At 68.5% G+C, this 22,784-nt stretch carries 18 protein-coding genes and 3 pseudogenes; 10 read left to right on the top strand and 11 right to left on the bottom strand.

What is annotated here, in order from left to right:
• Nucleotides 1–112: 112 nt before the first annotated feature.
• The 5 genes from ACH4YP_RS43885 to ACH4YP_RS43865 form a co-directional block, all read right to left on the bottom strand.
• Entirely contained in the window at nt 113–1,507 is a 1,395-nt protein-coding gene (locus ACH4YP_RS43885; protein WP_398496922.1) for an alpha-amylase family protein, read from the bottom strand.
• A 150-nt stretch (nt 1,508–1,657) separates the two neighbouring features.
• Complete coding sequence (locus tag ACH4YP_RS43880; protein ID WP_361061161.1) at nt 1,658–3,340, bottom strand: glycoside hydrolase family 13 protein; 1,683 nt, start codon at nt 3,338–3,340, stop codon at nt 1,658–1,660.
• 186 nt (nt 3,341–3,526) lie between these two features.
• Nucleotides 3,527–4,438, bottom strand: coding sequence for a sugar ABC transporter permease (locus ACH4YP_RS43875; protein WP_398496920.1), 912 nt, complete (start codon nt 4,436–4,438; stop codon nt 3,527–3,529).
• A 13-nt stretch (nt 4,439–4,451) separates the two neighbouring features.
• Nucleotides 4,452–5,456 carry a sugar ABC transporter permease gene (locus ACH4YP_RS43870; RefSeq protein ID WP_361061157.1) on the bottom strand — a complete coding sequence of 335 codons (1,005 nt, stop codon included), beginning with the start codon at nt 5,454–5,456 and terminating at the stop codon, nt 4,452–4,454.
• 125 nt (nt 5,457–5,581) lie between these two features.
• Nucleotides 5,582–6,856 (bottom strand): extracellular solute-binding protein, encoded by a 1,275-nt coding sequence (locus tag ACH4YP_RS43865; protein ID WP_398496919.1) that lies wholly within the window; start codon nt 6,854–6,856, stop codon nt 5,582–5,584.
• A 496-nt stretch (nt 6,857–7,352) separates the two neighbouring features.
• Between ACH4YP_RS43865 and ACH4YP_RS43860 the strand changes: the two genes are divergently transcribed.
• Both ACH4YP_RS43860 and ACH4YP_RS43855 read left to right on the top strand, forming a co-directional pair.
• A complete protein-coding gene (locus ACH4YP_RS43860) occupies nt 7,353–8,387 on the top strand; it encodes a LacI family DNA-binding transcriptional regulator (protein ID WP_361061153.1) in 1,035 nt (344 codons plus the stop codon).
• Nucleotides 8,388–8,485: 98 nt separating this feature from the next.
• Nucleotides 8,486–9,358, top strand: a complete 873-nt coding sequence (locus ACH4YP_RS43855; RefSeq protein WP_361061151.1) for a phosphatase PAP2 family protein — start codon at nt 8,486–8,488, stop codon at nt 9,356–9,358.
• A gap of 23 nt (nt 9,359–9,381) precedes the next feature.
• On the opposite strand, the gene ACH4YP_RS43850 is transcribed toward ACH4YP_RS43855, so the two are convergent.
• On the bottom strand, nt 9,382–10,278 hold the full coding sequence (locus ACH4YP_RS43850) for a LysR family transcriptional regulator (RefSeq protein ID WP_361061149.1): 897 nt from the start codon (nt 10,276–10,278) through the stop codon (nt 9,382–9,384).
• A gap of 71 nt (nt 10,279–10,349) precedes the next feature.
• On the opposite strand from ACH4YP_RS43850, the gene ACH4YP_RS43845 reads away from it, so the two are divergent.
• Nucleotides 10,350–11,294, top strand: a complete 945-nt coding sequence (locus ACH4YP_RS43845) for a DMT family transporter (protein ID WP_398496916.1) — start codon at nt 10,350–10,352, stop codon at nt 11,292–11,294.
• Here ACH4YP_RS43845 and ACH4YP_RS43840 read toward each other — a convergent pair.
• A complete protein-coding gene (locus ACH4YP_RS43840) occupies nt 11,236–14,241 on the bottom strand; it encodes a bifunctional [glutamine synthetase] adenylyltransferase/[glutamine synthetase]-adenylyl-L-tyrosine phosphorylase (RefSeq protein WP_398496914.1) in 3,006 nt (1,001 codons plus the stop codon). The genes ACH4YP_RS43845 and ACH4YP_RS43840 overlap by 59 nt on opposite strands.
• A gap of 95 nt (nt 14,242–14,336) precedes the next feature.
• A complete protein-coding gene (locus ACH4YP_RS43835) occupies nt 14,337–15,236 on the bottom strand; it encodes a hypothetical protein (protein ID WP_398496913.1) in 900 nt (299 codons plus the stop codon).
• Between the two features lie 188 nt (nt 15,237–15,424).
• On the opposite strand from ACH4YP_RS43835, the gene ACH4YP_RS43830 reads away from it, so the two are divergent.
• The 3 genes from ACH4YP_RS43830 to ACH4YP_RS43820 all read left to right on the top strand — a co-directional run bounded on the left by ACH4YP_RS43830 (nt 15,425) and on the right by ACH4YP_RS43820 (nt 17,412).
• Nucleotides 15,425–16,183 carry a response regulator transcription factor gene (locus ACH4YP_RS43830; RefSeq protein ID WP_398496911.1) on the top strand — a complete coding sequence of 253 codons (759 nt, stop codon included), beginning with the start codon at nt 15,425–15,427 and terminating at the stop codon, nt 16,181–16,183.
• A 164-nt stretch (nt 16,184–16,347) separates the two neighbouring features.
• Nucleotides 16,348–16,863 carry a pyridoxamine 5'-phosphate oxidase family protein gene (locus ACH4YP_RS43825; RefSeq protein ID WP_398496909.1) on the top strand — a complete coding sequence of 172 codons (516 nt, stop codon included), beginning with the start codon at nt 16,348–16,350 and terminating at the stop codon, nt 16,861–16,863.
• A gap of 108 nt (nt 16,864–16,971) precedes the next feature.
• Nucleotides 16,972–17,412: a VOC family protein gene (locus ACH4YP_RS43820; protein WP_361061138.1), complete on the top strand. Its 441-nt coding sequence runs from the start codon at nt 16,972–16,974 to the stop codon at nt 17,410–17,412.
• A gap of 28 nt (nt 17,413–17,440) precedes the next feature.
• Here the strand turns inward: ACH4YP_RS43820 and ACH4YP_RS43815 are convergent, their stop codons facing one another.
• Together ACH4YP_RS43815 and ACH4YP_RS43810 are read right to left on the bottom strand one after the other, a co-directional pair.
• Nucleotides 17,441–17,878, bottom strand: a complete 438-nt coding sequence (locus ACH4YP_RS43815) for a PIN domain-containing protein (RefSeq protein ID WP_361061136.1) — start codon at nt 17,876–17,878, stop codon at nt 17,441–17,443.
• The gene (locus ACH4YP_RS43810) at nt 17,875–18,144 is read right to left on the bottom strand and encodes a CopG family transcriptional regulator (protein WP_361061134.1); all 270 of its coding nucleotides are present in this window, start codon (nt 18,142–18,144) and stop codon (nt 17,875–17,877) included. The genes ACH4YP_RS43815 and ACH4YP_RS43810 overlap by 4 nt, the downstream gene beginning before the upstream one ends.
• Nucleotides 18,145–18,444: 300 nt before the next feature.
• Here ACH4YP_RS43810 and ACH4YP_RS43805 point away from each other — a divergent pair, with 300 nt between their 5' ends.
• On the top strand, nt 18,445–18,891 hold the full coding sequence (locus ACH4YP_RS43805; protein ID WP_398496907.1) for a hypothetical protein: 447 nt from the start codon (nt 18,445–18,447) through the stop codon (nt 18,889–18,891).
• Nucleotides 18,892–19,089: 198 nt separating this feature from the next.
• Here ACH4YP_RS43805 and ACH4YP_RS43800 read toward each other — a convergent pair.
• A pseudogene (locus tag ACH4YP_RS43800) lies at nt 19,090–19,176 on the bottom strand (glutamine synthetase); the annotation flags it as partial.
• A 616-nt stretch (nt 19,177–19,792) separates the two neighbouring features.
• Here ACH4YP_RS43800 and ACH4YP_RS43795 point away from each other — a divergent pair.
• The 3 genes and pseudogenes from ACH4YP_RS43795 to ACH4YP_RS43785 all read left to right on the top strand — a co-directional run bounded on the left by ACH4YP_RS43795 (nt 19,793) and on the right by ACH4YP_RS43785 (nt 22,452).
• The gene (locus ACH4YP_RS43795; protein ID WP_361061130.1) at nt 19,793–20,410 is read left to right on the top strand and encodes a hypothetical protein; all 618 of its coding nucleotides are present in this window, start codon (nt 19,793–19,795) and stop codon (nt 20,408–20,410) included.
• A gap of 182 nt (nt 20,411–20,592) precedes the next feature.
• A pseudogene (locus ACH4YP_RS43790) lies at nt 20,593–20,763 on the top strand (transposase); the annotation flags it as partial.
• Between the two features lie 487 nt (nt 20,764–21,250).
• Nucleotides 21,251–22,452: pseudogene (locus ACH4YP_RS43785) on the top strand (IS110 family transposase).
• Nucleotides 22,453–22,784 lie beyond the last annotated feature (332 nt).

The following is a 22,784-nucleotide window of genomic DNA, read 5'->3' as shown; positions in this document are numbered from 1 at the left end:
GGGTGGAAAGAAGTTTCAGCGACTGTCCCGGTCGGCACCGGTCACAGACAGAAGACCGCGCGGTTCCCCGCACCCCTGAAGTAGGGGCGCGGGGAGCCGCGCACCTCGGCTGTCAGCAGCTGGACTTGCCCGAATACACCGCGAGCGCGGTGTTCGCGGCGAGGGTCGCCGTGAGCTGACCCGAGCTGTTCACCGTCACCGTGGCGCCCGCCTGCACATCGCAGTACGTGCCCGCCGCGAGCGAGGTCTGGTAGGTGCGCGTCAGCGCGGACGACTCGTGGTTGATGGCCACGAAGCCCTTGCTGCCGCGGCCGAAGGCGATGGCGTCGCCCCCGTTGTCCCACCAGTTGGTGAGCGACTCGCCCCGGGCGGTGTTGCGGAAGGCGACCATCGACTGGATCTCCGGCCAGGCGTGCTGGCACTTCCAGCCGTCCTGCCAACAGGCGTTGACCGTACCGCCGTTGGGCGGGCCCGCGTCCGTGGAGGAGAACTCGTAGCCGGAGTTGATGTCGGGCGTGCCGTACGGGTACGCCAACATGAAGACGTTGGCCAGGGTGTAGTTGGAGTTGTCCTTGTAGCTGAGCGTGGAGCCGTTGCGCTCGGTGTCGTGGTTGTCGACGAAGACGCCCGAGACGCCGCTGCTCATGTAGCCCCAGCCCTCGCCGTAGTTCTTCAGGTAGGCGAGGTTCTCGTTGTTGAAGACCCGCTTGAGGTCGAACGCGTACCGGAACTCCTGGACGTCGCCGGTGCCGGTGTACTCGGTCGGCTGGACGGCCTCGCCGGCGCCGTAGATGGCCTCCTGCTTCCAGTACACGGACGAATTGCTCAGCCGGCCCTTGATGTCGGCGAGGTCGGCGGCCGGGATGTGCTTGGCCGCGTCGATGCGGAAGCCGTCGACACCGAGGGAGAGCAGGTCGTTCATGTACCCGGCGATGGCCCCGCGGACGTACTCCTCGCCCGTGTCCAGGTCGGCGAGTCCGACCAGTTCGCAGTTCTGGACGTTGCCGCGGTCCTGGTAGTTGCTGATCTGCGAGGTGCAGTTGTCGAAGTCGGGCGAGGAGTACAGGCCCGGGTAGTCGTACTTCGTGTAGGACGAGCCGCCCGTACCGGTGCCGCTGCCCGCCGACATGTGGTTGATCACGGTGTCGGCGACGACCTTCACACCGGCCGCGTGGCAGGTGCTGACCATGCTCTGGAAGGCCGTACGGTCGCCGAGCCGGCCGGCGATCCTGTAGCTGACGGGCTGGTACGAGGTCCACCACTGCGAGCCCTGTATGTGCTCGGCGGGCGGCGAGACCTGGACGTATCCGTAACCGGCGGGGCCCAGTCGGTTGGTGCACTCCTTGGCGACCGAGGCGAAGTTCCACTCGAAGAGGACGGCGGTGACGTCCTTGGTGCCGGGCGGGGAGGCGTACGCGCTGCCCGCGGTGCTCGCGGGGACGACGAACGCGGCGGCGGCGAGTGCGAGCGCTCCGGACAGAGCTCTCCTGGCCGTGTACTTGGCCATGTGTGGGGGTCCCTTCTCCATTGAAGGTTCTTGCTGCAAGATTCAACAGCCATGCGGTGCGCCAGATAGTAGAAGCCCGCCTCCCGAAGCGGAAGGCGGGCTTCTGAAAATTCCGGAAAGTTCTTGCAGAACCCCCGAGTTGATGAACGGTCAGTCAGCGATCCACCACACTGTGGTGTCGGCCGGCAGCTTCGCCTCGCCGTCGTCCGTCACGGTCACCTCGCCGTTCGTGAGCAGCACCCGCCCGTACGCCGGGAAGGTCGCCGCCTGTCCGCCGGTGTTGGTGGTGCAGACGAACGCCCCGCGGCGGAAGGCGAGTACGCCCTCGGGCGCCGTCAGCCACTCGACACGGTCGCCCGCGCCGAGGTCGCCCTGCTCGCTCCGTACGGCCAGCGCGGACCGGTACAGCTCAAGGGTCGAGCCCGCGACGCCGCTCTGCGCCTCGACGCTCAACTCGCCCCAGCCGGACGGCTGCGGAAGCCAGCTGCCTCCGCCGCCGAAGCCGTACGACGAGCCGTCCCGGGTCCACGGGATCGGCACCCGGCACCCGTCGCGGAACCCGTCCTGGCCCGCGCCCCGGAAGTACGCCGGGTCCTGGCGCACCTCGTCCGGCAGGTCGACGACGTCCGGCAGGCCCAGCTCCTCGCCCTGGTACAGGTACGCGGACCCGGGCAGCGCGAGCATCAGCAGCGTGGCAGCGCGCGCCCGGCGCAGCCCCAGCTCGCGGTCTCCGGCGGTACGGATCTGGGTGCCGAGCCCGGGCGGGTTGGCGAACCGGGTCGCGTGCCGGGTCACGTCGTGGTTGGACAGCACCCAGGTGGCGGGCGCGCCCACGGGCCGCATCGCGTCGAGGGTGCGGTCGATGCAGGACCGGAGCTCCTCGGCGTCCCAATGGGTGCTCAGGTACTGGAAGTTGAAGGCCTGGTGCAGCTCGTCGGGGCGCACGTAGTTGGCGGTGCGCTCGATGGTCGGCGTCCATGCCTCGGCTACGAAAATACGGTCGCCCGCGTACTCGTCGAGGACGATCCGCCAGGCCCGGTAGACCTCGTGGACGCCGTCCTGGTCGAAGAACGGCATGACATCGTTGCCCAACAGCTTCACCTGGTCGTGGGATCCAAGGTCCGGCAGTCCGTCCGCCTTGACCAGCCCGTGGGCCACGTCGATACGGAAGCCGTCGACACCCATGTCGAGCCAGAACCGCAGGATCGAGCGGAACTCGTCGCCGACGGCCGGGTGGTCCCAGTTGAAGTCGGGCTGCTCGGGCGCGAAGAGGTGGAGATACCACTCGCCCGGGGTACCGTCCGGCTCGGTCACCCGCGTCCAGGCGGGGCCGCCGAAGATGGACTCCCAGTCGTTGGGCGGCAGTTCACCGTCCGCGCCCTTGCCCGCGCGGAAGTGATAGCGCTCCCGCAGCGGTGAGCCCGGTCCCTCCGCGAGGGCCCGCTTGAACCACTCGTGCTGGTCCGAGGAGTGGTTGGGCACGAGGTCGACGATGATCCGCAGGGCGAGGTCGTGGGCGTCGCGGATCAGCGCGTCGGCGTCGAGCAGGTTGCCGAACATGGGGTCCACGGCCCGGTAGTCCGCCACGTCGTAGCCGGCGTCGGCCTGCGGCGAGGCGTAGAAGGGGCTGAGCCACACGGCGTCCACGCCGAGGTCGCGCAGATACGGGAGTCGGGAACGTACGCCCTCCAGGTCGCCCATGCCGTCGCCGTTGCTGTCGGCGAAGCTGCGCGGATAGACCTGGTAGATCACCGCGTCGCGCCACCAGTCGCGACGGTCGACGACGGTGGTGAGGGCGGAGGCCGGGGCCGGGTCGGCGGAGTGCAGGCTCATAACATCCTTGAGGCGTAAAGGAGTTCGGTCAGGGATCGGGTCATGGAGTCGCCGTGGTGGCGCATGTCTTCTTCGTTTGTGGGACGACTGAGAGGCGGCCGCGGTGTCAGCGGGGTCTGGGGGTCCCCCCGGCCGGAGGCTGGGGGAGGACACCGCGACCGCCGGCCCGGGGCGCCGACGCGAAGGTCACCCCTTCGTGCCGCCCGCGGTCAGCCCGGTCACCAGGTTCCTCTGCACAAGGTAGAAGAACGCGGAGACCGGGATCGCCACCAACACCGCGGTGGCGGCCATCAGGTTGCGCTGAGCGTCGTGCTCGCTGACGAAGCTCTGCAGACCGACGGCGAAGGTGTACTTCGTGTCGGACAGCATGAACGTCGAGGCGAAGGCGACCTCGCCGAACGCGGTGATGAAGCTGTAGAAGGCGGCGACGGCCAGGCCCGGCTTGGCGAGCGGCAGGATCAGCCGCGCGAACGTACCGAAGGGCGAGAGCCCGTCCACGCGCCCGGCCTCGTCGATCTCGAAGGGGATGGTGTCGAAGTACCCCTTGAGCAGCCAGGCGCAGTACGGCACGGCGGTCGAGCAGTAGACGAGGATCAGGCCCAAGTAGTTGTCGATGAGCTGGAGTTCGGAAAGGATCTCGTACATCGGGACCATCAGCACGGCGACCGGGAACATCTGGGTGACGAGCAGGACCCACATGAACTTCCTGTAGCCGGGGAAGCGCATGCGGGAGACCGCGTAACCCGTCGTTGCCGCGACCAGGACGCCGATGACGGTCGTGCCGAGCGACACGAGGAGCGTGCTCCACAGCCAGTCGAAGAACGGCGTGTGCTGGAGCACGAACGAGTAGTTGTCGAACGTCATCTTGCCGAGGATGCCCCCGGGGTGCAGGTAGTCGTCCTTGTCCGGGCCGAGGGACAGATAGACGAGCCAGGCGATCGGGAAGAGCGCGATCAGGCTCGCGACGACGAGGATGCCGTGCGAGGTCAGGGAGCCGGCGAGGCCGCGCTCGCCACGCCGCGGACCCTGGCCCGCCGGGGCGGTGTCCGCGGGGTCCCGGTCCGCCGGGGCGGGGGGCTTGACTGTGGTGGTGCTCATGGGGACTCCTGCCTCAGATCGCGAGCTGCTGCTCATTGCGGGCCAGCCAGCGGCGGTAGACGGAGGTGAAGACGATCAGGATGGAGAGCAGCAGCACGCCGTACGCGGCGGACTGCGCGTAGTCGCGCGGCTGTTGGCCGAAGCCCAGGTAGTAGGCCCAGGTGACGAGGATCTGCGCGTCCGGGGCGGTGTCGCCGAAGAGCAGGAAGATGATGGCGAACTGGTTGAACGTCCAGATGACGCCCAGCAGGACGACGGTGGAGCTGACCGACCGCAGCCCCGGCAGAGTGACGTGCCGGAAACGCTGCCAGGCGTTGGCCCCGTCCATCTCGGCGGCCTCGTACAGGACTCCGTCGATGGACTGCAGGCCGCCGAGCAGCGAGACCATCATGAACGGCACACCGCACCAGGTGTTGACCATGATCGCGGCGAACCGCTGCCAGAAGGTGTCCTCCAGCCACAGCGGTGTGGGCAGATGCACCGCGTCGAGCATGGAGTTGATGACTCCGCCGTCGGCGAGCATGAACCGCCAGCCGAAGACGGTGACGAAGGTCGGCACCGCCCACGGCAGCACGAGGATGAGCCGGTAGAAGGTCCGGCCGCGCAGCTTCTGGTTGAGCAGCAGCGCCAGGCCGAGGCCGATGACGTAGTGGAGCAGCACGCACAGGGCCGTCCACACGATCGTCCAGATGAAGTGCGACCAGAAGCGGTCGTACGCGGTGGGGCCCCACAGGATGTCGGCGTAGTTGTCCAGGCCGATGAACTTGTAGGTGGCGTCGATGTGGTTGACGCCGATCGTGCGGGCCGAGTTGAGGCTCGTGGCGTCGGTGAACGTCAGATAGATGCCCCGCGCCAGCGGATAGAGCACCAGCACACCGAGCACGACGACGACCGGGGCGATCATCGCGTACGCGTACCAGTACCGCTGGTACGAGTGTTTCAGGCGCTGGAGCGGGCCGGGGCGCGGAGCCCGCTCACCGCGGCGCTTGCCGGTCGCGCGGTCGATGACGACTGTCATGGTTCGACACCTTCTGGAAAATCAGGGGTTGGGCGCACGTTGTGGAGACACGGCCGGTGGCCGCCGGATCCGTCCCCTCTGACTCCTGGCTCGCAGGGGCCCGGCGGATCCGACGGCCACACGGGTCACTTGCTGAAGTCGGGCACCAGCTTGGCGATCGCGGTCTCCGCGGTGCCCAGGCCCTTGTCCAGCGACTCCTTGCCACCGGCGATCTTGGGCAGTTCGGTGTCGAGCGGACCCCACAGCGAGCTGTACTCGGGGAGCGCCGGGCGCGGCTGGGCGGCGGAGAGCACGCCCTGGTAGCCGGCGATGCCCGGGTCGGACTTGACCTCGGTGGTGTAGGCGTCGTCGCGCGTCGGCAGCGTGGAGTTCTTGAGGGCGATCGTCTCCTGGGACTTCGCCGAGGTCATGAACTTCAGGAACTTGAGCGAGGCCTCCTGGTGGGCCTTGTCCGAGCCCGCGTAGACGGAGAGGTTGTGGCCGCCGGTCGGGGCGCCCGCCTTGCCGCTGGAGCCGGCCGGGACCTTGGCGATGCCGAGGTTGTCCTTGTCCTTGAAGGCCGAGCCCTTGTAGAAGTTCGTGATCTCCCAGGGGCCCTGGACGATCGAGGCGACCTTGCCGTTGACGAACGCGTCCTGGATGTGGGCGTACGCGTCGGCGGTGGTGTCGGCCTTGTGCAGGCCGTTGCCGCTGAAGAGGCCCTGCCAGGTCTTGTAGGCCTTCTTGGCCTCGGGCGAGGCGACAGTGATCTTCTTGGCGTCGGCGTCGACCGTGTCGGTGCCCTCGCCGTAGAGGAACGACTGCGCGTAGTAGGCCTGGGTGGAGCCCCAGTAGCCGTCGACGCCCGTCTTCTTCTCGATGGTGGCGGCGTCGGTCTTGAGGTCGGCCCAGGTGGTGGGCGCCCCGTCGATGCCGGCCTTCTCGAAGAGCTTCTTGTTGTAGACCAGCGCGAGGGTGTCGGTGACCAGCGGCACACCGTACGTCTTGCCCTCGTACTTGGCCTGCTCGATCAGGCTGGGCTGGAACTTGGCCTGGTCCGTGAGGGCCTCGGTGCCGTCGAGCGGCAGGAAGAAGCCCTTCTTGGCGAACGCGGGGGTCCAGCCGACCTCGGAGCGCAGGATGTCCGGGGCGCCCTTGGAACCGGCGGCGGTGTCGAACTTGTTCTGCGCCTGGTCGAACGGCACGTTGACGTACTTGACCTTGATGCCCGGGTTGGCCTTCTCGAATTCCTTCGCGAGGGACTTGTAGACCGGTGCCTCGTTGGTGGCGTTGGACGTGTCCCACCACGTGATGGTGACCGGGCCGTCCGCGTTGCCACTGTCGTCGCTGTCGCCGCCGCAGGCCGTCGCCGCGAGGGCGAGGGACGCCACCAGTGCGGTGGCCGCTATGCCACGCCGCATGAGTTCTCCTTGAGGGTGAAAGCCCGTGTGCTTGAGGGAACGGCCCCGTCCGCCGTCCCCGCCGACTCTCCGACCGCACCGTTGCCGCCGCCGGGCGACGTGAACGTAACAGCGATGAAAGCGTCGCGAAAGGCCTTGCAGCAAAAATATGCAAGACCGACCGACAGTTACTCGGTCGTGACCTCTTCTCGACCGTCCTGCGCCTTGATTCATGGGCGTTCACCGGGCACGGGACCGCTGTGCAAGACTCTGCAAGGTCTTGCCATACCGATCGGTCACGGGGATCATCGGCCCGTCGGCGTCTTGCAGGGAACCCTCGCAGGGCCCCCTATTTCCCGCGGGCGCACACGGCGTACGCAACGGGCACGGACCGCAATGCCGACCAGAATCACGAGGGAACGCGATGACGCAGCAGCCCCGGGCGGGCCGGTCAAGTGCCCGCACCCGTCGTTCGTTCGGTGGGCAGGGCGAGACCCGGCCGGTACAGTCCAGTCCTGTGACCACACGGCTTGCCGACATCGCAGCCCAGGCGGGGGTGAGCGAAGCGACCGTCAGCCGCGTCCTGAACGGGAAGCCGGGCGTCGCCGCCACCACCCGCCAGTCCGTTCTCGCCGCGCTCGACGTGCTGGGCTACGAACGGCCCGTACGGCTGCGGCAGCGCAGCGAGGGGCTCGTCGGGCTGATAACCCCGGAGCTGGAGAACCCGATATTCCCGGCCCTGGCCCAGGTCATCGGCCAGGCGCTGACACGGCAGGGCTACACGCCGGTCCTCGCGACCCAGACTCCGGGCGGTTCCACCGAGGACGAGCTGACCGAGATGCTGGTCGACCGGGGCGTCGCCGGCATCATCTTCGTCTCCGGGCTGCACGCGGACACCTCCGCGGACATGCAGCGCTACGAGCAACTGCGCGGCCAGGGTGTGCCGTTCGTCCTCGTGGACGGTTTCTCGCCGAAGGTGCAGGCGCCCTTCATCTCGCCGGACGACCGGGCGGCGATGGCGCTCGCGGTCACCCACCTCGTGTCGCTGGGACACACCGGCATCGGGCTCGCGCTGGGCCCGAAGCGGTTCGTGCCGGTCCAGCGGAAGATCGAGGGTTTCGTCCGGACGATGCAGGACCTGCTGGGGCTGGCCGCGGCCGACATCGAAGAGCGTCTGGTCCAGCACTCGCTGTACACGCTTGAGGGCGGCCAGGCGGCCACCGCGGCGCTCATCGACCGCGGCTGCACGGCCGTCGTCTGCGCGAGCGACATGATGGCGCTCGGTGCGATACGGGCCGCGCGGCAGCGTGGGCTCGACGTCCCCAAGGACATCTCCGTCGTCGGTTTCGACGACTCCCCCCTGATCGCGTTCACGGATCCGCCCCTCACGACGGTCCGTAAGCCGGTCCCGGCCATGGGCCAGGCCGCGGTGCGTACGTTGCTTGAGGAGATCGGCGGGACACCGGCGCCCCACAGCGAGTTCGTGTTCATGCCGGAACTGGTGGTGCGGGGTTCCACCGCTTCGGCTCCTGGGGACCGAAATCGTGCCTGAGGGGTAGTGCCCCACCTACTCAGGGCGTAGAACGTGCGGCCAGGACCCACCCGAGGGATGATCGGTCGGGAAGGGCTTATCTGGCAGACTCTGTCTCTATGGGTGAGAGCACCGTGACGACACTGGAAGGCCAGGAGCAGGCCGCACACCAGCCCGTCGCGGGCGAGGCGAACAGCCGCGCGGGGCAGGGTTTCCTGCGCCGCCTGCGTACGCCTCGCCGCCCCCGGCTCTGGTTCGAGATCCTGCTGATCGCGGTGAGTTACTGGACGTACTCACTGATCCGCAACGCTGTCCCCGAGCAGCGGACGAAGGCGCTGGAGAACGCCGACTGGATCTGGAAGGTCGAGCACCACCTCGGCATCGCCGTGGAGGAGTCCGTCAACCACGGCGTGAACTCGGTGACTTGGCTGATCGTCGGCATGAACTACTACTACGCGACGCTGCATTTCGTGGTGACGCTGGGCGTCCTGGTGTGGCTCTACCGCAGCCACCCCGGCCGTTACGCGGCAACGCGCATGGTCCTCTTCGCCACCACAGGTGTGGCCCTGGTCGGCTACTACCTGTATCCGCTGGCGCCGCCCCGTCTGATGAACGGCAGCGACTTCATCGACACGGTCGTGGTCCACCAGACCTGGGGCTCCATGGCCTCCGGCGACCTGAAGAACATGTCGAACCAGTACGCCGCGATGCCGTCCATGCACATCGGCTGGTCCCTCTGGTGCGGCCTCACGATCTTCGCCCTGGCCTCGGTGCCGTGGGTCCGTGTCCTGGGCCTGCTCTACCCCACGCTGACCCTGGTGGTCATCGTCGCCACGGCCAACCACTTCTGGCTGGACGCGGTGGGCGGCATGATCTGCCTGGCCTTCGGCTACGCGGTGGCGAGGCTCTGGTACGGATCCATGCCGTACGCGCTGCCGCAACTGGTCCCGGAGGCGCCGCGGAGGCGGTCGTTGCTGCCGACAAAGACTTAGGCACGCCCCTCCTCAAGCCGCCTTCAGGTCGCGCCCCCGGCTTCCCGCAGCGCATCCAGGAAGCTCCGCAGGGCCGGTGACCGCGGCGCACCCTCCCGCACGGCGGCGAAGATCGACCGCACCGGCTCCGGTCCCCGAACCTCCCGCACCACAACGCCCGGATGCCGGCTGCCCAGCCCCAGCCGGGGCACGAGGCTCACGCCCAGTCCGGCCGCGACGAACCCCTGCGCGGTCGCGTAGTCCCCGCTGTCCACCACGAACCGCGGCCGGAACCCGGCGGCCTCGCACGCCGAGAGCTGAGCGTCGAGACACGGCCCGGGCCACTCGCTGCCCACCCACGGCTCCTCGGCGAGGTCGGCCAGCGCGACGGTCCGCCGCCCGGCCAGCGGATGCCCCTTCGGCAGCACGGCGAGGTAGGGATCGTCGAGCAGCCGCACGAGCCGCACCCCGTCGGTCCCGGCCTCCTCCGTGGGCCGGACCACGAGCGCCAGATCGGCCCGCCCCTCCTTCACGTCCGGCAGCGAGTCCTCGTAGTCGACGAGCTTCAACTCGACCTGCACGCCGGGGTGTTCGGCCCGCACCTTCGCCACGGCGGGAGCCACCAGCGCGGCCCCCGCCGTGGCGAAGTACCGCACGGCGAGCCGCCCCGTACGCCCCTCCAACAAGTCGATGAGCGCGGTCTCGGCCTCGGCGACCTGCCGCCCGATGACGTCCGCGTACTCGGTGAGCATCAGCCCCGCCGCGGTGGGCCGCACACCGCGCCCGACCCGTTCGAGCAGGGGCGTACGGGCCTCCTTCTCCAGGACCGCGATCTGCTGGCTGACGGCGGACGGCGTGTAGCCGAGCCGCGCGGCGGCCGCCGTCACGGACCCACTGGTCACCACGGCCCGCAGCATCTGCATGCGTCGCACATCAAGCATGTAGGAGAGGTTAACAGTGTCTGAAAGATCCTTCACTTGTCCTTATTCCAGAGTTGCCGGACCGTGGACGCATGCCGCTCACATCGACCCTGCGCATGGCCGCCCTGGCCCTCCTCTGGGGATCCGGCTTCCTCTGGATCAAGCTGGCCCTGAACCACGGCCTGTCCCCTGCCCAGATCACGATCACCCGCTGCGCCCTGGGCACGGGGGTACTCCTCCTCCTGGCCCGCTCGGCGGGCCAGCGCCTCCCCCGCGACCGCGCGACCTGGACCCACCTCGCCATCGCCGCCCTCTTCTGCAACGCGATCCCCTTCGCGTTGTTCAGCATCGGCGAGCAGACGGTCGACTCGGGCATCGCGGGCGTGCTGAACGCGACAACTCCCCTGTGGTCCCTGCTGCTCGGCATCCTCCTGGGCACCGACCGCGGACTGGGCCGCACCCGCCTGACCGGCCTGTTCCTCGGCTTCGCGGGCACACTCCTGATCTTCGCCCCCTGGCAGCGCTCGGCCGGCCTGCTGACCTGGGGCGCGCTGTCCCTCCTCGCCGCCGCGGCGAGCTACGCCGTCGCCTTCGCGTACATGGCCCGCAAACTCACCGACCGTGGCGTGCCGATAGCCATGTCGGCGGCCCAACTCCTGGCCGCGACAGCCTGGACGACTCTCTCCGTCCCCGCCGCCGGCCCCCTGCACACCGACGCCACGGGCCTCCTGGCGCTCACCGCCCTGGGCGTCCTCGGCACGGGCGTCACCTTCTACCTCAACTACCGCCTGATCGCGGACGAGGGCCCGACCAGCGCGGCAACGGTCGGCTACCTGCTACCGGTCGTCTCCGTCGCGCTGGGCGCCCTGGTCCTCGACGAGTCCACGGGCGCCCGCATCTGGGCGGGCATGGCAGTGGTCCTGACCGGCGTGGCGATGACCCGCACGCGCAGGACCGAGGACGGAGACTCCGCTGCCGTTACCGTTCAGCCGCCCCGTAGAACAACTCCTCGACAACAGCCCGCGCCCGCCGAGTAGTACGCCGATAGTCATCGAGCATGTCCCCCACATGCCCCGGCCCGTACCCCAGGTACCGCCCCACGGCAGCGAGTTCACGACTGTCGGAGGGAAACGTGTCCCCCGCCCGCCCCCGCACCAGCATCACCGCGTTGCGCACCCGAGTGGCGAGAACCCAGGCCTCGTCGAGAGTCGAAGCGTCCTCACCGGAGATCAGCTCCGCCGCGCAGGCCGCCGCGAGAGCCTCCCGCGTACGAGTGGTCCGCAACCCGGACTCCGCCCACCCGTGCCGCAGTTGAAACAGCTGAACGGTCCACTCCACATCGGACAGCCCACCCCGCCCCAGCTTGGAGTGCAGCGTCGGGTCCGCCCCGCGAGGCATCCGCTCGGACTCCATCCGAGCCTTCAGCCGCCGGATCTCCCGCACGGCGTCCTCACCGAGCCCCTCCGCCGGATACCGCAACGGATCGACGAGCTCGATGAAACGCCGCCCCAACTCCTCGTCCCCGGCGACGACTTCGGCCCGCAGCAGGGCGTGCGCCTCCCACACGAGGGACCACCGCCGGTAGTACGCCTCGTACGACTTCAGCGTCCGCACGAGCGGCCCGGACTTCCCCTCGGGCCGCAGATCCGCGTCGATCAGCAGCGGCGGATCCGCACTGGACACCTCCAGCAATCGCCGCATCTCCGAGACAACGGAGTTCGCGGCCCGAGACGCCTCCTGCTCGTCGACCCCTTCCCGGGGCTCGTGCACGAACAGCACATCCGCATCGGACCCGTAGCCCAGCTCATGGCCCCCGAAGCGGCCCATGCCGATGACCGCGAACCGGGTGGGCAGGCTGTCCCCCCACCCGTCCCGCACCACGGCCCGCAACGTGCCCGCGAGCGTCGCCGCCGTCAGATCCGAGACGGCCCCGCCGACCAGATCCACCAGCGCGCCCTGGTCGGCGTTGGCCGGCGTCTCGTCGGTCCCGTAGGAGTTCACGATGTCGATGGCGGCCGTACGGAACAACTCCCGCCGCCGCACGCCACGCGCGGCGGTGACCGCGGCCTCGCCACCGCTGGCCCGCCCGACGGCCGCGAGGATCTCCTGTTCCAGATGGGCCCGGCTGCGGGGTTCGAGCCCGCCGCCGTCCCCGTCCCCGAGCAGCGCCACGGCCTCGGGTGCCCGCATCAGCAGGTCGGGCGCGAGCCGCCCGGCGGACAGCACCCGGGCGAGGTTCTCGGCGGCGGCCCCTTCGTCCCTCAACAGCCGTAGATACCAAGGGGTCTTGCCCAGCGCGTCGGACACCTTGCGGAAGTTGAACAGTCCGGCGTCGGGGTCGGCGGAGTCGGCGAACCAGCCCAACAGAACAGGCAACAGGGTCCGTTGGATGGCGGCCTTCCGGGAAACCCCGGAGGCGAGCGCCTCCAGATGCCGCAACGCGGCGGCGGGATCGGCATACCCCAGCGCGACCAGCCGCTCCCGAGCCGCGTTCGTGCTCAACCGGCTCTCGCCGGGCGCGAGTTGGGCGACGGCGTCCAGCAACGGCCGGTAGAAGAGCTTCTCGTGCAGCCGCCGCACCACGGAGGCGTGCCGCTTCCACTCCCGGTTCAGCTCGGCGATGGGGTCGGTGCGCAGCCCCAACGACCGCCCGATACGCCGCAGATCGACGTCGTCCTCGGGCACCAGATGCGTACGCCGCAGCCGGAAGAGCTGTATGCGGTGTTCCATGGAACGCAGGAACCGGTAGGCGTCCTCCAGCAGCACGGCGTCGACGCGCCCCACGTACCCGCCCGCGGCCAGCGCCTTCAGCGCGTCCAGCGTGGTCCCGCTGCGCAACGACGTGTCGACCCGCCCGTGCACCAACTGCAGCAGCTGCACGGCGAATTCGACGTCCCGCAGACCGCCGGGACCGAGCTTCAGCTCACGCTCGATCTCGGCGACGGGGATGTTCTCGACCACCCGCCGCCGCATCTTCTGCACGTCGGGGACGAAGTTGTCCCGCTCGGCGGCCTGCCAGACGAGCGGCGCGAGCGTGGCGACGTACGTCTCCCCCAGGTCGAGGTCCCCGGCGACTGGCCGGGCCTTCAACAGGGCCTGGAACTCCCAGGTCTTGGCCCACCGCTGGTAGTAGGCGAGGTGGCTGCTGAGCGTGCGGACGAGCGGCCCGTTCCGCCCCTCGGGCCGAAGGTTGGCGTCGACGGGCCAGATCGTCCCCTCCACCGTGGTCTCCGAACAGATCCGCATCAGATGCGAGGCCAGCCGGGTGGCGGCCCGCAGCGCCTTGCCCTCGTCGGCTCCGTCGACGGCCTCCCCGACGAAGATGACATCCACGTCGGAGACGTAATTGAGCTCGTGTCCCCCGCACTTGCCCATGGCGATCACCGCGAGCCGGCACAACGCGGCGTCCTCCGGCGCGGCCGACCCGGCGATGGCGAGCGCGGCCCGCAGGGTGGCGGTCGCCAGATCGGCGAGCTCGGCGGCGGTCTGCGCGACATCGGTCGTCCCGCACACGTCACGCGCGGCGATGGACAGCAGGCACCGCCGGTAGGCGACGCGCAGTGTCACGGGGTCGGAGGCCTCGGCGAGCCCGCGTTCGAACTCCGGGGTGCCCGGGTGCAGGTCCTGCGGCTCGTACATCACGAGGGCCTGCCAGTCGAGCGGATGCCGCGCGAGGTGGTCACCGAGCGCGGCGGACGCGCCGAGCACCCCGAGCAGCCGGTCGCGCAGCGGCTTGGCCGCGATCAGCGTGTCGAGCAGCTCCCGCTGGGCCGTGTGACCGTCCTGCGCCTCGACGAGCCGTACGAGCCCGAGCAGCGCCAGGTCCGGATCGGCGGTGGCTCCGAGCGCGTCGAGCAGCACCGGATCGTTCCGTATCGGCGCGAGTTCCGCGCTCTCCATGAGCCGCTCGGCGGCGGACGGATCGGTGAACCCGTGCCGCAGCAGCCGCGAGAAGGTACTGCTCCGGCGCCCCGGCACCATCATCCCCGGCCTCCAGTTCCTCCCACGGGATCAAGGTCGTACGGCCCTGAGCCTAACCGGAGAGCCTGAGGGAAGCGCCTGGACGCGGGCCGGCGGTTTCAGCGGGCCACGACCATCGTCGCCGGTCGGCGGGGGTCCACGGGCACCGTGCTGCCCGCCGTACGGCCCGGAAGTTCGACGCCACCGACGGGCGGCACGGCCACGAGCGCGTCCGGCCGGCCGGCGAGCGGGACCAGGACCTGTTCCACGGTGCCGGGGCGCGCGCTGCCCGGCAATGACGCGTACTGCACGTCGAGGCACTGTTTCCGCAGCCGTGCCAGTACGTCGGCGAGGGGTGCGCCCGCCTCGACCTCCGGGAGCACCGCGTCGCGCGTGGCCCAGTCGTCCAGGCCCTCGCACGAACGGTTGCCCGCCGGCGGTGCGGGCTGCCCGTACCGACCCCCGTGCGGCGCGGACAGCGTGAGGCGGGTGGTGTCCCCGGTGGCGACGTTCGTCGTGTCGATCCGGATGGTGTCCCGGCGGAGCCACTGCAGCGGGTGTCCGTCGAGGTCGGCCCGCACCCAGTTCGCGGTGTCGACCAGGAACGCGGTCTCGACCGCGGCCTCGTCGAGGGGCGGCAGCCGCGGCACCCGGCCGCGCGAGGCCCGCTCGGCGCCCGGTTCGGGCCAGTGCCGCAGCACGACCAGGAGTCTGCCGTCAGGCCGGTCGAACGCGTGCGCCCGGCCCGCGGACGCCGGGTGGGCGCCGGCCGGTGCGACGGCGTCCCGGGACGCCCCGGAGACCTGGATGCCACCGCGGGGACCGAGCTCGAACCGCACGGTCGAGAACGCCGGGTCGTCCGCCGCCCCGGTGGTGGCGTCGGGCGCGCTGTCGCACCCGGCGGCGAGCAGCGCGGCGACGAGAGCGGTGGCGCCGCCGACGAGGGTCGCGGGATGGCGAAGTCGGGGGTACGAGTACGGGTGCGTACGGGCGTCATGGGTGCGCTGGTGAGCATGCATGGGATGCACTTGTCTCTTCTGTCCTGTCAGTCTCGGCTGTCTCTTCCGACGGTCGAGGTGGCCGTCTTCTTCGAGACTGCGCCCGCCAACGGCCTTGGCCCATTCGTCATTTGGCGAATCTCCCGCCCACCGCGGCACGCAAGGGGAGTACATTCGCGACAGGCGAGAACCGGCCCCGGGAGGCCGTCATGACAGCGACCGGCACGACGGCCGAGACCCATCTGCGGCGGATGGCGGACGTCCTCGACGAGGCCCGCCACGACCTCTCGGACGCGGTACCTCCGCAGTCACTGCTGCTCGGGCTGCAGCGCCTCATCCCCTGCGACTGCGCCTGCTTCTCGGAGCTGGACATCCCGACGCGGATCCACGTCAACGAGCAGGAGACCCCGTACGACAACTGGGGCAACATGGGTGGGGACGACGGCTCGCTGGACGGGTACTGGCGCTGGCGGCACCAGCATCTGCAGTGCACGTGGGTCGCGGGCCCGCACAGCAGCCCCGAAGCGCACCAGATGACGGACTTCATGTCGGTGCGCGAGCTGACGAACCTGCCGATCTACACCGAGTGCCTGAGCCCCTTCAAGTGCATCGCGGCCGTCGCCCTGCCCACGGCGCCCAACCGCACCCGGGTCTTCCAGTTCCTGCGCGAGGACGCGAAGCCCTTCACCGAGCACGAGATGACCACGCTGCGGCTGATGGCACCGCACCTGTACACGCTCTACCAGGAGGCCGCCCTCAGGCGCGGACCGCGTGTGCGGCTGACCCGGCGCGAGCTGGACGTCCTGCGCTGCGTGGCCCGCGGCCTGGCCACCCCGCAGATCGCCGAGCAGCTCGTCGTCTCCCCGAGCACCGTCCGCAAGCACCTGGAGAACGCCTTCGGCAAGCTGGGCGTGTCGAGCCGGACGGCCGCCGTGGCCCGGATGTTCCCGGAGGCGGAGGTCCAGTGACCGGCCGTCGGCCCACGCGGTGACCGTCGGCCCTCTCGGTGGCCGCCGGACCGATGAGTTCCGTCGGCGGGCGGGGTCTGTCCCGGTGAGGAATCATCCAGTCATCCGCCAGGGCACGGGATCTGCCAGGCCGCAGGGTCCGCCAGGTCGCAGGAGGAGAGCTCATGGAACCACGGGCCGAAGTAGACGCGCGCTACAGCGACGAGACCGCCACCGCACGCCCCTGGTCGGAGGCCGAGGCGATGCTGGCCGAGGCCGAGCTGTTCTGGATCTCGACGGTACGCCCCGACGGCCGGCCCCACGTCACCCCGCTGCCGACGGTGTGGGCGGAGGGGGCGCTGCACTTCTGCACCGGGCCGGAGGAACGCAAGGCACGCAACCTCGCCCTGAACCCGAGCGTCGTACTGACCACGGGCACCAACACCTGGGACAAGGGGTACGACCTCGTGGTGGAGGGCGAGGCGGTCCGGGTCTCCGACGACGACAGGCTGCGTGCGCTGGCCGGGGCGTGGGAGCGCAAGTACGGCAGTTTCTGGCACTTCGAGGTCGGCGACGGGCACTTCCACCACGGCGCCGGGAAGGCCCTTGTTTTCTCGGTGGCGCCCGGGACCGTTTTCGGCTTCGGTAAGGGAGAGCCGTTCAGTCAGACCCGCTGGCGGTTCGACGAACGCTCGACCTGACGGCACAACGCCTACGACAAAGCCCAGGACGAACACTCACGACGAACACCTACGACAAACGCCTACGACAAACGCCTACGACAATGCGTACGACAAAGGAGTCGTTCCATGGACATGGCCCTTGAAGTGATCACGCTTCCCGTCACCGACATCGACCGGGCGAAGGCCTTCTACCAGGACAAGGTCGGATTCCACGTCGACCTCGACACCGAGGTGATGCCGGGCGCCCGCGTGGTCCAGCTGACACCCCCCGGTTCCGGCTGTTCGATCGCGCTCGCCGACGGGATCCCCATCCCGACGGGAACACCGCAGCCGGGCACGTACCACGGCCTGCAACTGGTCGTGGCGGACGCCAAGGCGGCCTACGAGGAGCTGACCGCCCGGGGCCTCGATGTCAGCGAGCCCGTCCAGTACGCCCCCCAGGACGGCGGCACCTTCATGCACTTCACAGACCCGGACGGCAACGGCTGGGCCATCCAGGAATACCGCGAACGCGCCACGAAGCCGCTGCACAAACTCATGACGGACTCGGCGGAGCAGACACCGTGACGGATCCACTCACCGGCTGACCCCACGTTCAGAGATCGTCGGGGAGGATCCGGAAGTGGGTGTGCCTGCCGCCGAGCGGACGGACGGTCCGGAAGTCACGAAGGTCCCGGGTCAGGACGGCGTCCGTGCCGTACTCGGCGGCAAGCGCCACGTTCACCGCGTCCACCAGGTCGAGGTCCAGCGATGCGTACCGTGCTCGTACGTCGAGAGCCGCGTCGAGGATCTCCGGCGTGGACGGCGCCAGGACCAGCCGCATCTGCCGGACCCGTGCCGTGAGCGAGCGGAGGATCCCATCTGCCGCGGCGCGTCCGGCGCGACTGGTGGCCACCTGGTGCACCTCGGTCAGCGCCAAGGGCGTGGCGACGAGGAAGCCGCACTGGTCAGCGGCCTTCCTGGCTGCCTGATGGTCGGGGTCGGAGCGGTTGAAGAGCGTCAGGATTCCGGAGGTGTCGGCGACGGCGATCACGCCGCGCGCCCTCCGTTCCTGCGCTCCCGCGCCTCGTAGCCGTGCGTCACAGCCGTCCGGGCGTCGTCCCTTGCGACGGGCCCGCCCAGGTCGAAGGTCTCCTCGTCGGAGACGAACGGCTCGTCCCACACGCGGCGTGCCAAGGCGATGCGGTGGATGCCCTCGCGGATTATCTCGGCCTCGGAGACGCCCAGACGGGCGGCGGCTTCCTTGATCAGGGCAAGGTCGCTGTCGTCGGCGTAGACGTTCGTGCGCTTCAGGGCCATACCCCCAAGGTACAGGATGTGTACCACTTCGGTGTACTCGTGAGCCGAAGGACGGAAGTTGTCACCAGGGGAGGCAGAAGATCCGGTGTACAGGACCGGTTGAAGCGGCCTGGTTGTCACAAGCAAGGCACGCGGCTTGTCACACATGCTCATTCGGCAGCCCTTCTGTCACCAGAAGCGAAGATCGACAGACTCTGGCTCCCCGAGACGACACTTCACCACAACCGCGTCCTGCTCCTGTGCGTCCCACTACTGAGCGCCGGCAGAAGTCGGCTACCCCGGGGGATCGGGACGCGAGTCATGCAGAAGTACGCGATCGTCCAGCGCATCACACGGTTCTTCTGGCCCCCGCGTGGTGCAAGACGGCAGCCGCCCACGTTCGCCCGGCAACTGGTGGGGCTCTGGCTGTTCGCGCTTGCCTTCGGGGCCGGGCTCACCGCGATCGGCTGGGACGACGAGTTCGGCATGGCACTGCTGCTCATCTTTTATGGCGACATCATCGACGGGGTGCGGTACCGCTGGACGGCCACACTGGCCGCGGTAACAGTCCTGTCGGCTGCCGGCCGGCTCACAAGAGCCGTCCTGCCCGGCTCCCTCGACGATGCCTGGGCGCAGAGCGTTGGCTCCGCTGTCGGTGTCACGCTCGGGCTGGCAGTGAGCGCCGCGATCACACGGCTTCCGGAGCGCCGACCACATCGGCCCGCCGGGGGACACGACTCCGGGTTCAGCGGTCAAGGCTCTCCGTAAAGGGAGAGGGGCCGCCGACCTCGGTGACAACAAGCCTGCCTTTGTGACACCTATCGCGCTTCAACTCAGCTCAGAGCCAAGATCGTTGCGGGACAGCCCATAGAGACGGCCCGAGCCCAGAAAGCAGCCTCGGGGCCGGCGGATATAGATCGCCGGCCCTGAGAAGTCAAACCAACAAGGTATCCGCGTGACCTGCCCCTACAGCACCGGCAAGTTCTTCCGCAGCTCGAAAGCCGTCACCTCGGAGCGGTACTCCTCCCACTCCTGGCGCTTGCTGCGGAGGAAGTGGCGGCGGCCCAGAGCGACCTCCCACGATCGACGTCGGTGCAGCGCTGACCTGTGATCGAACGGCCGTCATTGGTCGTTGTTGGTCGCTGTGGGCCGCCCCTCGACGGCCCACAGACGGCCCGGCGGCACCACAGTCCATGACGTCTGCGTCCCGAACGCGATCAGCCCACCCATGACCTGCCTGTGGGCTCGTCGACCTGCGTATCCTCTGGCTGGCACGGTCCGTTACCGTCCAGGAGGGTCCGGGGCTGACTGCGTCGATTGGTCCCCTGTTCGGCCCCCTGGACCGGCATGCCTAGTGCGGCGACTGCGGTCGACACTGTCCACTGCCCCATGAGCCTGTTCTTCCCCTCCCCGAGGCTGGCCTTCGGGTCTCGGGGCCACTGCAGGTGAAGGAACGGGGCGAAGCCTCATCGGGAGCTTCTTTGCGTTACTAGGCCTGAATTCGATAAACGGGTTCATGGGGCCGGTTGCAGATACTACGCGTGGGTTTGCATCCGCGCACGTTAGAGCAGCCCTGGGGAGTCAAGGGGCCAGCAGACCCCTTGATCCGCATGCCGAATTGAGGCGACCAGTGTAAAATGGAATGCAGCCTGTGGAATAGGAGAATTCAATGTCCGATCCTCCTCCTCAGCGAAGCGTCTCTGACCGGATGCGCAGTATTGGCAGCACTCTTCGTGCACCTTCGGAGGTAGTCGCTGCCCTGGCTGCAATTGGCGCTCTAATAGTGGCCGCCGCAACCTGCACAAATCAGCAAAAAGTATCCGATGACCAGCAGAGAATATCTCATGAGCAGAATCAGCTCGAAAAGCGGCAAGAGAGTCTGGCGCAGGCGGAGGCAGTCCCTAAGGTGTCGATGTACTCAAGTCCGCCGAACGCTACGGAATCTCGAGCAAAAATAGTGCTGGAAAATCGTGAATTGTATGCCGTCCGCAAAACGAAGGTGACCCTGCATGAGCGTGCCAACGTCAGCTCTCTCGTCGTAAAGCAAATATTTATCGACGTGCTGCGCCCGTGTACTGCTTACCACCTCTTGTATAGTCCAGGATCCAACCCTGACCCTGAGGAGAAGTACTCTTGGGTGCTCACTTACCGTGATACCGTAGATCATTTGTGGCACATGGTGGGAAACTCGTCGACCGAAAAATTGGATCGCGACATAGACAGCAGTATTGCCCCGAAGTGGCAATGGGAGGATCTCGAAGAAAGGTCACTCGAATCCTGCGGGTGAGATGTCATTTAAAATGGCTACCGAGTTTGCTGGCAGGAGCCGGAACTGAATCGTGCTGAGACGTCAGGGCCGGCTCGAAACATCACCTGATCACCGGCGAGCATGGCACCTCCACGACCACGACGTCTACCGTGCCCAGGTCTCAGCGCCCGCAGCATCGTGCCGGCCGTTGCTCACCGCGGCACGGCACCGGGCTGGGCACCTACAGGTGGGCGGTTGAGCGGACCTTCGCCTGACTGGACGGCTTCCGCCGCCTGCGCATTCGCTGGGAACGGCGAGCCGAAATACACGAGGCATTCCTCAAACTCGCCTGCTACCTCAGCACCCACCGACAACTCCGCTCATTATGTTAGGAGTTGCAAGCCTGCTCAGCGTACATAGGCCAGAGGGGCGCCCCTATGTGACACTGCATGCTCACTACTGGAGTGCCGGGCGGGCCCGCTTTGCTTCAGAACCGCTTGCTCCCGAACAGAATCTGCCCCTGCCCTGACCTCGCTGTGATCGCGTTGATCCGGCTCCAGGATCGCCCCCTACCGTCCGAGACGGTCTTGCCGCTGCCGCTCTGCCTGCCCCCCCCCGTTATGTTCTTCGCGGTCCTGCAAGAGGGCCGCTGGCCTCCGGGCCCGGCATGACTGTTCCCCCCTGTCGAACCGATGACCTGGGGGGGGTGGTGTCACCGGGCCCGAGAGGCGTCGTTGGAGACGCTGATGAGAGGCCCGACTACCGCCTGACCCGGCGCAACACCCGGCCGCTCGGGCGGCAGGTCTGCATAACGTGGATGCGCGCATACGACGCCAACGCCCCGGCCGGCACCGCGCCAACCCCGTTCGGGAGGACGGCTTGAACGACAACGACGAGATAGGCGTCTTCCTCGGCCTGGACGTCGGCAAGAGCGCCCATCACGGGCACGGGCTCACCCCGGCCGGCAAGAAGGTCTTCGACAAGCAACCACCCAACACCGAACCGAAGCTGCGGGCCGTGTTCGACAAGCCGGCCGCGACGTTCGGCACCGTACTGGTGGTCGTGGACCAGCCCGCCTCGATCGGCGCCCTGCCCCTGACGGTCGCCCGGGATGCCGGCTGCAAGGTCGCCCACCTGCCCGGGCTTGCGATGCGGCGGATCGCCGACCTCTACCCCGGCGAGGCGAAGACCGACGCGAAAGACGCCGCGGTGATCGCGGACGCCGCCCGGACGATGCCCCACACCCTGCGCTCGCTTCAGCTGACCGACGAGATCACCGCCGAACTGACCGTGCTGGTGGGCCTCGACCAGGACCTCGCGACCGAGGCCACCCGCACCTCCAACCGGATCCGCGGCCTGCTCACCCAGTTCCACCCCAGCCTGGAGCGCATTCCTGGCCCCCGTCTGGACCACAGCGCGGTGACCTGGCCGCTGGAACGCCACGGATCTCCAGCCGCCCTGCGCAAAGCCGGTCGCCGCCGGCTCGTCGAGGTGATCCGTCCCAAGGCCCCCCGCATGGCCACCAGGCTGATCGACGAGGTCTTTGACGCGCTCGACGAGCAGACCGTCGTCGTCCCGGGCACCGGCACCCTCGACGTCGTGATCCCATCCCTGGCCCGTTCGCTCGGCACTGTTCATGAGCAACGGCGAGCTCTGGAAGCGCAGATCGGGCAGTTGCTGGAGGCTCACCCTCTTTCCCCGGTCCTGACCTCGATTCCAGGGGCGCGGTCAGGACCGCCGCCACCTTGCTGGTCACCGTCGGCGACGGCACCAGCTTCCCCACCGCCGCCCACCTGGCCTCCTACGCCGGCCTCGCCCCAACGACGAAGTCGTCGGGCACCTCCATCCACGGCGAACACGCACCCAGAGGCGGCAACCGACAGCTCAAACGCGCGATGTTCCTCTCCGCGTTCGCCGCCCTGCACGACCCCGCCTCCCGCACCTACTACGACCGCTGCCGGGCCCGCGGAAAGACCCACACCCAGGCCCTCCTCCGCCTTGCCCGGCAACGGATCAACGTGCTCTTCGCGATGCTCCGCGACAGCACCTTCTACGAACCCAGAACCCCACGCCTCGCTTGACGAAAGACATAGAGGCACCCCCCCCCGCTGACACCATGCTCAACGGCCGTGTGGAAGGTGCCACGCAGCATCCGAAGTACGTCCCGGAGATAATCAACGCCTCGAAATTCGTAAATGCACTCCGAATATGCAATCCCAACTCATGCGCTTCCGCTCCATACCTGCGGCCAGAATCGTCAGTCGCAACGTATGAAGAAGTAAGGGCTGATAGCGAATCTTTTCCGGACGGTATCGTCGCCAGGGTCATTGCATGATCGGGATCTGTCTGGGTTCGTCAGGTGAGGCCGAGGGCTCGTAGGGGCCGGTGGTAGTCGCGGCCGGTGTGGCGGAGG

Source organism: Streptomyces sp. NPDC020747 (assembly GCF_044334695.1).
Lineage (GTDB): Bacteria > Actinomycetota > Actinomycetes > Streptomycetales > Streptomycetaceae > Streptomyces.
This window is presented reverse-complemented; position numbering and strand designations above follow the sequence as displayed.

Bases quoted from the DNA above. Each gene is read 5' to 3' on its own strand.
- ACH4YP_RS43885 (WP_398496922.1), bottom strand. From the start codon at position 1,507: ATGGCCAAGTACACGGCCAGGAGAGCTCTGTCCGGAGCGCTCGCACTC.
- ACH4YP_RS43880 (WP_361061161.1), bottom strand. From the start codon at position 3,340: ATGAGCCTGCACTCCGCCGACCCGGCCCCGGCCTCCGCCCTCACCACC.
- ACH4YP_RS43875 (WP_398496920.1), bottom strand. From the start codon at position 4,438: ATGAGCACCACCACAGTCAAGCCCCCCGCCCCGGCGGACCGGGACCCC.
- ACH4YP_RS43870 (WP_361061157.1), bottom strand. From the start codon at position 5,456: ATGACAGTCGTCATCGACCGCGCGACCGGCAAGCGCCGCGGTGAGCGG.
- ACH4YP_RS43865 (WP_398496919.1), bottom strand. From the start codon at position 6,856: ATGCGGCGTGGCATAGCGGCCACCGCACTGGTGGCGTCCCTCGCCCTC.
- ACH4YP_RS43855 (WP_361061151.1), top strand. From the start codon at position 8,486: ATGGGTGAGAGCACCGTGACGACACTGGAAGGCCAGGAGCAGGCCGCA.
- ACH4YP_RS43850 (WP_361061149.1), bottom strand. From the start codon at position 10,278: ATGCTTGATGTGCGACGCATGCAGATGCTGCGGGCCGTGGTGACCAGT.
- ACH4YP_RS43845 (WP_398496916.1), top strand. From the start codon at position 10,350: ATGCCGCTCACATCGACCCTGCGCATGGCCGCCCTGGCCCTCCTCTGG.
- ACH4YP_RS43840 (WP_398496914.1), bottom strand. From the start codon at position 14,241: ATGATGGTGCCGGGGCGCCGGAGCAGTACCTTCTCGCGGCTGCTGCGG.
- ACH4YP_RS43835 (WP_398496913.1), bottom strand. From the start codon at position 15,236: ATGCATGCTCACCAGCGCACCCATGACGCCCGTACGCACCCGTACTCG.
- ACH4YP_RS43830 (WP_398496911.1), top strand. From the start codon at position 15,425: ATGACAGCGACCGGCACGACGGCCGAGACCCATCTGCGGCGGATGGCG.
- ACH4YP_RS43825 (WP_398496909.1), top strand. From the start codon at position 16,348: ATGGAACCACGGGCCGAAGTAGACGCGCGCTACAGCGACGAGACCGCC.
- ACH4YP_RS43820 (WP_361061138.1), top strand. From the start codon at position 16,972: ATGGACATGGCCCTTGAAGTGATCACGCTTCCCGTCACCGACATCGAC.
- ACH4YP_RS43810 (WP_361061134.1), bottom strand. From the start codon at position 18,144: ATGGCCCTGAAGCGCACGAACGTCTACGCCGACGACAGCGACCTTGCC.
- ACH4YP_RS43805 (WP_398496907.1), top strand. From the start codon at position 18,445: ATGCAGAAGTACGCGATCGTCCAGCGCATCACACGGTTCTTCTGGCCC.
- ACH4YP_RS43795 (WP_361061130.1), top strand. From the start codon at position 19,793: ATGTCCGATCCTCCTCCTCAGCGAAGCGTCTCTGACCGGATGCGCAGT.